At 67.5% G+C, this 11765-nt stretch carries 13 protein-coding genes; 6 read left to right on the top strand and 7 right to left on the bottom strand.

The window, feature by feature from the left end; all coding sequences use genetic code 11:
• Window positions 1-7: 7 nt before the first annotated feature.
• From ACTIFF_RS10165 to ACTIFF_RS10155, 3 genes are all read right to left on the bottom strand, one after another.
• Window positions 8-463 carry a DUF3429 domain-containing protein gene (locus tag ACTIFF_RS10165; protein ID WP_439536724.1) on the bottom strand — a complete coding sequence of 152 codons (456 nt, stop codon included), beginning with the start codon at window positions 461-463 and terminating at the stop codon, window positions 8-10.
• 5 nt (window positions 464-468) lie between these two features.
• Complete coding sequence (locus ACTIFF_RS10160) at window positions 469-1656, bottom strand: FAD-binding domain-containing protein (protein ID WP_439536723.1); 1188 nt, start codon at window positions 1654-1656, stop codon at window positions 469-471.
• Window positions 1657-1767: 111 nt separating this feature from the next.
• A complete protein-coding gene (locus tag ACTIFF_RS10155; protein WP_439536722.1) occupies window positions 1768-2706 on the bottom strand; it encodes an AEC family transporter in 939 nt (312 codons plus the stop codon).
• Between the two features lie 198 nt (window positions 2707-2904).
• Here ACTIFF_RS10155 and ACTIFF_RS10150 point away from each other — a divergent pair, with 198 nt between their 5' ends.
• From ACTIFF_RS10150 to ACTIFF_RS10130, 5 genes are all read left to right on the top strand, one after another.
• Window positions 2905-4188: a sensor domain-containing phosphodiesterase gene (locus tag ACTIFF_RS10150; protein WP_439536721.1), complete on the top strand. Its 1284-nt coding sequence runs from the start codon at window positions 2905-2907 to the stop codon at window positions 4186-4188.
• An 80-nt stretch (window positions 4189-4268) separates the two neighbouring features.
• Window positions 4269-4658, top strand: coding sequence for a hypothetical protein (locus tag ACTIFF_RS10145; protein ID WP_439536720.1), 390 nt, complete (start codon window positions 4269-4271; stop codon window positions 4656-4658).
• A 58-nt stretch (window positions 4659-4716) separates the two neighbouring features.
• Window positions 4717-5421 carry a hypothetical protein gene (locus ACTIFF_RS10140; protein ID WP_439536719.1) on the top strand — a complete coding sequence of 235 codons (705 nt, stop codon included), beginning with the start codon at window positions 4717-4719 and terminating at the stop codon, window positions 5419-5421.
• A 17-nt stretch (window positions 5422-5438) separates the two neighbouring features.
• Entirely contained in the window at window positions 5439-5771 is a 333-nt protein-coding gene (locus ACTIFF_RS10135) for a heavy-metal-associated domain-containing protein (RefSeq protein ID WP_439536718.1), read from the top strand.
• A gap of 1 nt (window position 5772) precedes the next feature.
• On the top strand, window positions 5773-6159 hold the full coding sequence (locus ACTIFF_RS10130) for a hypothetical protein (protein ID WP_439536717.1): 387 nt from the start codon (window positions 5773-5775) through the stop codon (window positions 6157-6159).
• A gap of 6 nt (window positions 6160-6165) precedes the next feature.
• Here ACTIFF_RS10130 and ACTIFF_RS10125 read toward each other — a convergent pair whose 3' ends face one another.
• Window positions 6166-8646, bottom strand: coding sequence for an ABC transporter permease (locus ACTIFF_RS10125; protein ID WP_439536716.1), 2481 nt, complete (start codon window positions 8644-8646; stop codon window positions 6166-6168).
• Between the two features lie 84 nt (window positions 8647-8730).
• On the opposite strand from ACTIFF_RS10125, the gene ACTIFF_RS10120 reads away from it, so the two are divergent.
• Window positions 8731-9456 carry a uracil-DNA glycosylase gene (locus ACTIFF_RS10120; RefSeq protein WP_439536715.1) on the top strand — a complete coding sequence of 242 codons (726 nt, stop codon included), beginning with the start codon at window positions 8731-8733 and terminating at the stop codon, window positions 9454-9456.
• Here ACTIFF_RS10120 and queF read toward each other — a convergent pair.
• The 3 genes from queF to ACTIFF_RS10105 are packed head-to-tail and all read right to left on the bottom strand — an operon-like array spanning window position 9437 to window position 11714.
• The gene (gene queF, locus ACTIFF_RS10115) at window positions 9437-10285 is read right to left on the bottom strand and encodes an NADPH-dependent 7-cyano-7-deazaguanine reductase QueF (protein ID WP_439536714.1); all 849 of its coding nucleotides are present in this window, start codon (window positions 10283-10285) and stop codon (window positions 9437-9439) included. The two genes, ACTIFF_RS10120 and queF, sit on opposite strands and share 20 nt — an antisense overlap.
• Window positions 10285-10920: an ankyrin repeat domain-containing protein gene (locus ACTIFF_RS10110; protein WP_257081150.1), complete on the bottom strand. Its 636-nt coding sequence runs from the start codon at window positions 10918-10920 to the stop codon at window positions 10285-10287. Before ACTIFF_RS10110 ends, queF begins: the two co-directional genes overlap by 1 nt.
• Entirely contained in the window at window positions 10917-11714 is a 798-nt protein-coding gene (locus ACTIFF_RS10105; RefSeq protein ID WP_439536713.1) for a TatD family hydrolase, read from the bottom strand. The genes ACTIFF_RS10110 and ACTIFF_RS10105 overlap by 4 nt, the downstream gene beginning before the upstream one ends.
• Between the last annotated feature and the right edge of the window lie 51 nt (window positions 11715-11765).

Raw genomic sequence — 11765 nt, 5'->3', positions numbered from 1 at the left:
CGCCGGTTCAGGGCAACGCCAGCGCCGACGCGGCGAGGCAGATCGTGACGATGACGCTGAGCAGCGTGCGCAGCTCCAGGTACCAGGGTTCGAGCGTCAGCGTGCGCGCGAGCCGCGCGTCCATCCACCAGCAGACGGGCACGGCGGCGCACAGCAGCCAGAAGCCGGTGCCGAGTGGCGCAAGCAGCGCCAGCCAGGCCAGCAACGACGGCAGCACGCCCCAGCCCAGCGCCTGCCACAGTGCGGCGCGGTCGAGCGTGGCATCGCGCATCGCCAGCCCCCAGTGCAGCGCGCCGATGAAGCTGACGATGGTGGCCGCGTACGCCAGCTGGGCCAGCGCCACCCAGCCGCGAGGCGCGGCGTCGACATACATGGCGACGGTCAGGCCGACGAACGGGATCAGCCCGGCCAGACCCAGCACCCGGGCCGGCGCGCGCGCCAGCGGATTCAGCACGGTGTTCATCGGCGTCAGCGGTGCCAGGGCCGGCCCACCTCGGCTTTCGGTGCCACGCTTTGCCAGAAGCGCGTGAACGACGGCATGGCGCGCGGCGGGTCGTCGAACTGCCGCGCCACCGGTTCGGCCAGCATGCCTGATTCGGTGATCGCCTCCCGATAACCCGGGTTATGCGTCTGCATGGTCATCAGCCGGACACCGCCAAGTTGCCGATGCAGGGCCTTCGCATCGCCGACGACGATGCCGTCGCAGGCCTCCCGCATCCGGGCCAGCACGAACTGCCAGCGCGCTTCGTTCCACGCAAAGCGTTCATGGAACGACGGCTCGATCCAGCCGATCACCCGTCCCTGCGGCGGACAGCCGAGCGACCAGGGGTGCATCAGCCAGACTTCGTCATCCTGCGGCATGGACCAGTTGTCGGGGTCCAGCACGGCACCGACCGGCGGCTCATCGATCGCTTCGGCATGCAGGCTGTGCGGGCCGCAATCGCCGCCATGGCGGGCAAGCTGGTCAAGCGCGTCGTATCCGGCATCGAGCACCGTATCGCGACTGGTCCATTGCGGTGCGTAGCGCTCGACGTTTTCCGCGTTGAACAGATAGGGTTTTCCGGTCAGCGTGCCGGCCACCCACTGCCAGGACAGCGTGTTGGACGCCAGATCGCCGTCCAGCAGATGGCGATACATCCACATCGCGCCGGCGCGCCAGTCTGTCTTGCGCAGATGCACGACATAACTGGCCAGCCACATCCGGGCATGGTTGTGCAGATAACCGGTGCGGTACAGCGTGCGCACCGCCTGATCGATCACCGGCACACCGGTGCGTCCTTCGACGACATCCTGCGGCATGGCCGGCGCGTAGTGCGCAGCCGGCGGCGGGCGGCGCGACTCGAAGATATCGTCGCCCCAGTGCCGCCAGAGGTGATGGAAGTACTCGCGCCAGGCCAGCTCGAACACGATCTTGTCTTCCGGCGCCAGCGCGCAGCGCTGCGACAGGCGCTCGATCACCTGCGGCACGTCGACGAAGCCGTGCGTCAGGTAGGGCGACACGCGGCTGACCGCGCCATCGATGTGGTTGCGCGTACGGGCGTATGTCAGGGGCTGGATGGCATCGATGCGCGCGAGGGCCGCGGCGACGGTCGCCGGAAAGTCGGCCACGCCGACGGTGGCATAGGCAAAGTGCGGATCGGAAAAAAGATCTGTCATGTCAGGGCGTTCACTTGTGTCATCTGAGGACACAGACCCGAAGAAGCGGTAAAAAATCCCGCTGTCGCAGGGCAATACTCCGGCGACGCCCGGAATGAAATGACGCGGGGACTATCGGCTGACCAGCGCGAGCATCAGCGGTGTCGTCACGGCGGCCAGCGCGGTCGACATCAGCAGGCTGCCGGCCACCGGACCCTGCATGACCTGGAACTGGCGCGACATCAGATAGACATTGGCGCCGACCGACAGTGACGCAAGCAGCACGACGGTGCGCGTTTCGGTTTCGGGCAGGCCCAGCGCCACGGCCAGCCCCCAGACGATCAGCGGATGCAGGCCCAGCTTGAGCACGCTGATCGACGCGCTCTGCCGCCAGTGCGAACGCACACCGAATTCCGCCAGCCCCATGCCGAGCGCGATCAGCGACAGCGGCAGCGCGGCGTCGGCCAGCAGTTTCAGCGGCTGATCGATCAGCCCGGGCAGCGTCAGTCCGCTCAGACCGAACAGTGTGCCGGCAAGAATTGCGGCCACCAGCGGGTTGGTCAGCACACCGCGTGCGGTCTTGCCGAATCCGGCCAGGGTCAGCGCACCGTGGCGCGCCCATTCCACCGAAACGGTGACCAGCGTCCACAACATCAGGGCGTTGAACACGACCACCAGCGCCGCCGACGGCATGGCCGACTCGCCGAGCAGCGTATGCGTCAGCGGCAGACCGAGCAGCACATTGTTGGAAAACACGCCCCCCAGCGCGAACAGGGACTGCGACACACCGTCCAGACCGTACAGTCGTGCCGACACGAGACGGCCGATCACGAACACGATCAGGCAGGCACCGAAAAAGGCGATCAGCAGGCGTGCGTCAACCGGCGGCAGGTCGGCGAAGCCACTCATCAGGCGGAACAGCATGGCCGGCAGTGCGATCGTGAACACGAACTTCGCCAGCGCATCGGCGCCGGCCTTGTTCCAGCCACCCCATTTCATGATGGCGTAGCCGATGAACACCAGCCCGAACAGCGGCGCCGCCAGCAGGATCTGTTGCAGGACCGGGTTCATGACTGCGGCACCGGCCGGTCCGAGCGCCTTGCGGGATGGGAGAAACGGGGGGCTTCGAACACGGAAACGGACAGCGACGCAAGGGATGGACTACGCGCAGGATAGCAGCGGGTGCTGAGGGCATCGGCGCGACCGACATTCAAGAGTGCTGCATGCACTGCCGTTAACACCCTTAACTTCCCTATTCGAGCGCCCCTCATGGCCCAAGCAACGTTAGCAGTGGTAGCGGAGGCCGAAACGCCCTGCGGTGCCGATATCGTCCACAGCGCCAGTGGCGTGTCGGCGCGATACAAGGGTTTGAAGCTGACCAGTCACTTCCAGCCCATCTTCAGCCTGTCGCACTGTCGCGCCATCGGCCACGAAGGCTTGCTTCGCGCGGCCGACGCCGACCTCAACCCGGTTGCTCCGGGCCGCGTCCTCGCCAGCACGTCGGGCTACGAAGATCTGCGCTATCTCGACCAGCTGTGCCGCTATCTGCACGTGAACAACCATGAGATCCACGATACGCATGGCGGCTGGCTGTTCCTGAACATCCATCCGGAAGTGTTCCGGCGCGGACCGGACAGCGACCTGTCGGACTTCCTGCCCGAGTTGTGCGAACACCCGGACATCGATGCACGCCGCATCGTCGTCGAAGTGATGGAGCAGGCGGTATCGGAACACGCAGGCTTTGCCCGCACGGTCGAGTACCTGCGAGAGATGGGCTGCATGATTGCGCTCGACGACTTCGGCGCCGGCCATTCGAATTTCGACCGCATCTGGTCGCTGCAGCCGGAAATCGTCAAGCTCGACCGATCCTTCGCGATCAAGTCGGTAGAAGACCCGTCGGCCCGTCGCCTGCTGCCGCAGATCGTCAGTCTGATCCACGAAGCGGGCTCGCTGGTGCTGCTCGAAGGCGTCGAAACCGAAGCGCAGGCCCTGGCCGCGTTCGATTCGGACATCGATTTCGTGCAGGGCTTCTACTTCGCCATGCCGGCCGCCGTACCGGTCGATACGCGTGAAGTGAATCCGGTGATCAATGCGCTGTGGGACCGCTTCAACACCACGCGCGGCAACGGTGCCCAGCGGTACCGCGAATTGATCGGCCCCTACATCCACGCCATGGGCGGCTGCGCCGTGCTGCTCGAAGAAGGCATGCCGATGGCCGAGGCCTGCCAGGCCTTCCTGCAACTCGAACGCGCCGACTGCTGCTTCCTGCTCGACGACCAGGGCCGCCAGGTCGGACGCAATGTGCGTCCGGGTCATTCGGCCGGCCCCGAAGAAAGCCAGTACCGCGCGCTGTCGATCAATCGCCATGCCCGCTGGTCGCGTCGACCCTACTTCCGGCGCGCGGTCGACAATCTGGGCAAGGTGCAGGTCACCCGTCCCTACCTGTCGATTTCGTCCGGCGTGCTGTGCGTCACCGTGTCGGTCGCCTACCGCGACTGGGACGACGAATTGCGCGTGCTGTGCGGCGATCTGCACTGGCCGCAGGTGATCTGACGCACCGGGACGCCGCGGCACGGTTGAACCGACGCACGCGCGGCCTGTCTTCATCGTCGTTGCCGTGCTACCTTTTTCCGATGAATGCGTTCTCCAACCTGCTGCGCCCCTGGATGCGGACCCTGGTCCTGCTGCTCCTGATTGGCGCCGTGCCGCAGCAGGCATTTGCGCTGCAGTGCCAGGTTCGTTGCGCACTCGTCGACCCGGCGATGCCCGGGCATGTGCAGATCGATGCGGCCATGGGTGACGCCCTGTCCGGCCATGATTGCCACAGTGCGGCCGACGTGCCCGATGACTGCCCGAATGGCGGACAGTGCGGTGCGCAGTGCGCCGCCGCCCACGCGATCGCGCTGCCGCTGACCGGCGCCACACACTGTCCGGCGGCCATCGACCGGGTCAGCGCTCAGCCCGCGCCCGACCGGTCGTCGCATACGCCACTGCCTCCCGAACGTCCGCCCAGACACGGCTGAACACGCTGATCGCGACGCCTGCGCGTCGCAGCCGTTGTTCAACGTCCAGGAGTTCACCATGCTCGATCCATCGGGTTCGCCCGCGCGCGACATCCGCTCGCGCACGCTGGCCGCCATTGCACTCAGTGCGCTCGCCGGCCAGTCGCAGGCGGGTTTCTTCATCCCGCGCGACATCACGATGTTCATGTTCACCGCGTCGCCCGACGCGCAGATGGCCGAAGTGGCGCACGGTTTCCGTGCCGACCTGTCGGTGGCCGCCGGTCAGTCGCGCTACCTGTCGGACGACGAAAGCATCGAACGCCGTTACACCACGCTGCAGGCCAACTGGCTGGTGCATCGCCACTACGGCCGGGACGGCATCGCCAATGCATATGTATATGGCGGACCGCTCGCCGCACGCGGCAGCGCCTACGACGAAGGTGGCACCGACGGCGGCAGCCGCAGCGGTGTGCATGGCGGCTTCTGGATGGACTACGAAACCCGGCGCATCTACACCCGGCTGTCCACCCACCTGTACCACGCCGGCAGCCAGACCCAGGCGGTCACCACCGCCCAGGCGCTGTGGGCGCCCTACGCCGCCGACTACGAAGACATCGCGCTGTGGTTCGGCCTGCAGGCCGAACGGCGCAGCACCCTGTCGGACGCAACCCAGATCACCCCGCTGGTGCGGCTGTTCCAGCGCCGCTGGTGGGTGGACGTCGGTGTCAGCGTCAACAGCCAGCATCGTGGCGACGGCTTCGTGAACGTCATGCTTCTGTTTTGAATTCAAGGAGATATCAAATGAATATTCGTACCTTTGCCGCTGCCCTGTCGCTGTGCGCCCTGTCCGTCGGTCAGACCTGGGCGGCCCAGACCATCCGGATGCAGGTGGACGGTCTGGTCTGCGCCTTCTGCGGCTCGGCCATCGAGAAGAAACTGCGCGCCAACGCCGCGACCGACGACGTGCTGGTCAGTCTGGAGCACAAGATCGTTGCACTGAGTCTCAAGGACGGGCAGGACCTTGCGGACGACGTGCTGCGCAAGCAGATCACCGACGCCGGCTATCTGGTGAAAAGCATCGAACGCGTGCCTGACACGCTGGACAGCCTGCGCGCCGGCCTGAAGGCGCGCTGACATGGAGCCGGCGGAAAGTCTGCGCGCCACACTGGGCGCGAGCTGGCTGTCGCTGCTGACCAGCGGCTCGACCCTGGTGTGTTGCGCGCTGCCGGCACTGCTGGTGACGCTGGGCGCCGGCGCCAGCCTGGTCACGCTGACCGGCCACGTACCGCAGCTGATCTGGCTGTCGGAACACAAGGCGCTGGTATTCGGCGGGGCGGCACTGGCGCTGCTGCTGGCGGGCCTTGCGCAGTGGCGCGCCCGCTCGCTGCCCTGCCCGGCCGACCCGGCGGCCGCACGCACCTGTCAGCGGGCGCGCCGGCTGTCGGCCGGCGTGTACTTGGCATCGGTTGCGCTGTACGCAATCGGCGCGTTCTTCGCCTTCGTGGCGCCGCTCTGGCTGTGACCAGCCTCAGGCGGCGCGCAGGCTGGCCAGCGCCGGTGCGCGCAGCGCCGCACGCAGGCCCAGCATGCCGGCGCCGACCACGGCCAGCGTACTGAACAGCATGCCGCCCAGCGGCTGGACGATGGACGGCACGTAGGGCAGCTGGAACGCTTCGCGCGCCAGCACCATCGTCATCACGACTGCGCCCGCGGCGGCCAGCATGCCGGCCAGGGCACCGAGCAGCGCGAATTCGGTCAGCAGCGATGCCCGGAGCTGACGGTTGCGCGCGCCCAGCGTGCGCAGCACCGCCAGTTCGAAGCGGCGTTCGTCGTGCGTCGCCTCGATGGCCGCGAACAGCACGACCACGCCGGCCAGCAGCGCGAAGCCGAACACCACGCTGACGGCTGCCGACAACTGGTCCATCAGCGCGCGGAACTGGCGCACCACGGCATCGACATCGATCGCCGTCAGGTTCGGGAAGCGCGCCACCAGCTCGTTGGTGAAGCCGGCCGAGGCCGCCGGCAGATGGAAGGATGTGATGTAACTGGCCGGAAAGTCCTCCAGCACGCCGGGTGAGGCGACGACGAAGAAATTGACGTTCATCGAGTCCCAGGCCAGCTCGCGCAGGCTGTGTATCGTCGAGTCGACGCGCTGGCCCGCGATGTCGAAGGCCAGCCGGTCGCCGACGCGCAACCCCAGTTCCTTCGCCAGCCCGGCTTCGACCGAAAAACCCGGCTGGTCGGCCCGCCAGGCGCCCTCGACGATGCGGTTGCCGACCTGGAAGCTGTCCGACCAGGACAGGTTGAATTCGCGCTCGACCAGACGCTGCGCGCGCATCGAGTCGTAGTTGTCGGGCGACGCCGGCTTGCCGTTGATGGCGGCCAGCCGGGCGCGCGCCATCGGCAGCAGTTCCGGCGGTGTCAGGCCGGCGCGGGCGAATTCCTCCCGCACCGCGGCCAGCTGATCGGTCTGGATGTTCAGGATGAAGCGGTTCGGCGCATCGGCCGGCAGCCGGTTGTGCCACGCATCGAGCAGGTCCCCGCGCACGATCACCAGCAGCAGGACGGCCGTCAGGCCCAGCCCGAGCGCGGCGATCTGCATGACCGACGCAGCGCGGCGCCGGGTCAGGCTGGCCAGGCCGTAGCGCCAGCCGCCGGCCGTGCCGCCGCGCAGCCGCGCGACGGCGGCCAGCGCGAGCCAGGCCACGGCGGCATAGACCCCGCAGGCGATGACGAACCCGCCGACCACCACCAGACCGAGCGTCACATCACCCGCCATCAGCACGATCAACGCCGACAGGCAGGCCAGACCGAAGCCGTATGCACCCCATGAAATGCGGTCGGTTTCGTCCCATTCGCGACGCAGCACGCGCAGCGTCGACACCCGGCGCAGGCGCAGCAGCTGCGGCCAGACGAAGCCCAGCATCAGCGTCATGCCGACGGCGAAGCCGTACACCAGCGGCAGCGGTCCCGGCTGCGGCAGCTTCGCGACGAACAGCCCGGCCAGCAGCGCTTCGACGCCGAACTGAGTCACGTAACCCACCGCGCACCCGGCGGCACAGGCCACGATACCGACCAGCGCGAATTCGATCAGGAACAGCCGGGTCAGCCGCGCCTGCGTGGCGCCCAGGCAGCGCATCACGGCGCAACCATCCAGGTGCCGCTGCATGTATCGGCGCGCCGACAGGCCGACCGCCACCGCGGCGAACACCACCGCCAGCATGGCGGCCAGACGCAGGAACTTCTGCGCCCGGTCGAGCGCTCCGCGCACTTCGGGCTGCGCCTCATCGACGGTTTCGATCTTTTCGCCCGCCGTCAGCTTGGGCTTGAGCCAGGACGCATAGCTGCGCACGGCGGCATCTTCGCCTGCCAGATGCAGCCGGTAACTGATGCGGCTGCCCGGCTGGATCAGCCCGCTTGAGGGCAGGTCGGCGGCGTTGAGCATGAGTCGCGGCACGATGGCGAAGAAACTGGCGCCGCGGTCGGACTCGAACGTGAGCACGGCCGCCACCTTCAGCGTGAGCTGGCCCAGCGTCAGGGTGTCGCCGGTGCGCACGCCCAGCGCGCTGGTTGCGCGTTCGTCCAGCCACACGGTGCCCGGCGCGGGCAGCGAACGGGTTTCGGCGTCCGGCGCATTGAGCGCCGGTGCCGTGCGCAGCTTGCCGCGCAGCGGGTATCCGTCGGACACCACCTTGACGCCGACCAGCTGGGCGCCCTCGGCGCTCGACGCCATGCTGGTGAAGCTCCAGGTATTGACGGCGCGCAGACCGCGCGAGCGCGCCTCGTCGGCATAGGCGTCCGGCACCGGGTCGCGCGAGGCGACCAGCAGATCCCCGCCCAGCAGCTGGTTGGCCTCGCTGACCACCGAACGCGACACGCGATCGGTGAAGAAGGACACCGAGGTGAGTGCGGCCACCGCGAGCAGCAGCGCCACCAGCAGGATGCGCAGCTCGCCGGCGCGGAAATCGCGCAGCGCCATGCGCGCGGCAAACATCAGGTCAGCTTTCATCGGGTGCTTTCTGCTTCCAGTTTTCGGTGCGGGTTCTTGTCATGCACAATGCGCGCCTTTCGTGTCCGGCCGGTGAGACCTTCGATGTCCGCAAACGATCTCGACAATTTCGTGACCGCAGTCGTCGCCGGCGCGCTGATTCCCGACCCGGGCATGATGTTCAACCCGTGGGGCGACCACGACCCGGTACATGACTGCTCGCCGGACGCCCCGCAGATCCGCGCTGACCACCTTCATCGCTACCTGGCCGCCCGGCTGGGCCGCGCCCGCGTGCTGCTGATCGCCGAGGCACCCAGTTACAGCGGCGCCAAATTCTCCGGCATGGCGATGACCAGCGAACGCGACGTGCTGGCGCGCGGTGCCGACGGACATGGCGACGACCGCTTTGGTGACTATTTCGACGGGTGTTTCCGGCGCACCAGCCGCGAGCTGCCCCAGCTGAAGAACCGCGATGGCATGCTGGAACGCACCGCCACCATCGTGTGGGGCGCGATGCGCGACCAGCGCTGGCAGGCGCGCGACTTCGTGCTGTGGAATGCAGTCGCCTATCACCCTCACCTGCCGGACCAGCCGCTGACCAATCGCGCACCCAGCGTGACCGAGCGGCGCGCGCTGAGGCCTTTGCTGGAACGGTTCCTCGCGCTCTTTCCGGGCGTGCCGCGACTGGCGATCGGCCGCATCTGCCAGGCCAGCCTGGCAGACATGGGCATCGACGCGCTGCCGGCGCGTCACCCCAGTTACGGCGGTGCGCCCGAATTCCGCGCGGCGGTCAGCGCGCTGCGCGAACGGCTCACTGACGGGCAAGTTTGACGAAGCGCGCGTCCGGCTGTTCGAAATTGCTGCGCCAGGGATTGATGTCCAACCCGCCACGCCGCGTGTAGAAGGCGGTGACCGTCAGACGCTCGGGCCGGCAGCGCTGCAGCAGATCCATATAGATCCGCTCGACGCAGTGTTCGTGAAAATCGGCGTGGTTGCGGAAGGACACGACATAGCGCAGCAGACCTTCGCGATCGATGCGCGGACCGCGATAGCGCACCACCAGGGTCGCCCAGTCCGGCTGCAGCGTGACCGGGCAGTTGGTTTTCAGCAGGTCGGAGCGCAGGCATTCCTCGACCGGGTCACCGCCCGCCGACAGCAATGAGGCATCCGGCTGGTAGAGGTCGAAGCTCAGCTCCGGCGCATCGATCGAGTCGCCCGGCAGTGCGCCGCCCTGCTCCCCGACCCGCGCCGGCAAGGCGTCGAGCGCATACAGCTCGACCATCACGCCCGCCTGGCAGGCGGCCGACAGGTCGGTCTCGATCAGCGCCCGCACCGCTTCGCGCGACACCATGCGCTCGTTGTTGTAGCTGTTCAGGTAGAGCTTCAGCGATTTGGATTCGACCATGCACAGGCTGTCGGCCGGAATGTCGAAGCGTCCGATCGCCACCTGCGGTTTGCCGTGCGGGTCCAGCCAGGATATTTCCCACGCGTGCCAGCGATCGATGCCGGAAAACGGCAGCGGGTGGCCCTGCACCAGACCGAGCGACTGGCGCGATGCGGTGCGCTGCATCGGGAACAGCAGGCCGGCGTCGTAGCGGTCCGGATAATCGGAGCTGCGCCCGAGCGGCGAATGCGATGGCAACTGGCGTTCGTCGTCCATCACGGCCCCATCGACTTGCGGATCAGCGCCGCCGCATCGGTATTGCCGACCTTCAGCGCCCAGTCGACCGCCGTTTCGCCGTCGCGCCCGCGCACCCGGGCGTCGGCACGCGCCGCCAGCAGGACGCGCACGGTGTCGATGTTGTTGCTGCGCGCGGCCAGCATCAATGCGGTCGCGCCATTCGGCGCCAGTGCATCGACCGGAGCGCCGCGTGCGATCAGCGCCTTCAGCGGCGCGCTGTGGCCCTGCATGGCGGCGTAATGCAGCGCCGACCAGCCCTGCGTATTGACCGGGTCGGCGCCCTTCGCCAGCAGCAGGTCGACCACTTCGGCGTGGCCGTTGTAAGCCGCCACCGCGAGTGCGGTTTCGCCCACCGCATTGACGGCTTCGAGTCTGGCGCGGCGGTCGAGCAGTGCCTTGACCAGATCGAGGTGACCGGCGCGCGAAGCGATAATCAGCAGCGTTTCGCCGCGTGGATCGACCGAATTCACGTCCAGCCCGCGATCGACGAACGCGGACACGGTGCGTGCGTCGCCCAGATTGGCGGCATTGATCAGGTCGTCGTAGGCGGCGCCCAGCACGCCGCTGGTCGCCGCGAGGCAGGTACTTAGCACCACGATGCGCAGTGTCTTCATGCCGCCACTCCGAGGCGACCGGCCAGCCGCGCGGCGTCGCTGAACACGCGGAAGAAGTTGTCGCTGGTGACGCGGGCGACGTCGTCGAGCGACATGTCGCGCACGCGCGCCAGTTCGGCCGCCACATGCGGCACGAAGGACGGCTCGTTCATCTTGCCGCGGTAGGGCACCGGCGCGAGGTAGGGCGAATCGGTCTCGATCAGCATGGCGCGCGCCGGAATGGCTCTGGCCACATCCCGCAGCGACTGCGCGTTCTTGAACGTGACGATGCCGGAAAAGGAAATGCAGAAACCCATGTCGATCGCCGCTTCGGCCACTTCCAGCGATTCGGTGAAACAGTGCATGACGCCACCGACCTCGTGCGCCTTCTCCTCGCGCATGATGGCCAGCGTGTCTTCGGCGGCCGATCGGGTGTGGATGATCAGCGGCTTGCCGCATTCGCGCGCGGCCCTGATGTGAGTGCGGAAGCGTGCGCGCTGCCACTCGAGGTCACCGGTCAGGCGGAAGTAATCGAGCCCGGTTTCGCCGATCGCCACGACGCGCGGGTGGTCGGACAGCTTCACCAGCTGTGCGACATCCGGCTCGGTCACGTCTTCATAGTCCGGATGCACGCCCAGCGAGGCGAACACATTGTCGTGCCGGCCCGCCATCGCAGTGACGCGCGGCCACTGTTCGATATTGACCGACACGCACAGCGCATGACTGACCTGCTGCGCACGCATGTTGGCGATCAGTTCGTCCTCGCGGACGGCCAGGTCGGGAAAGTCGATGTGGCAATGGGAATCGATGAACATTGAAGAACCGGAAAAACGTATTCGTTGGGGTCACCCGGATCACGCCCGGGC

The organism is Methyloversatilis sp., from assembly GCF_051861465.1.
Taxonomy (GTDB): domain Bacteria; phylum Pseudomonadota; class Gammaproteobacteria; order Burkholderiales; family Rhodocyclaceae; genus Methyloversatilis.
The sequence above is the reverse complement of the archived record's forward strand: the minus strand, read 5'-3'. Positions and strand labels throughout refer to the sequence as shown.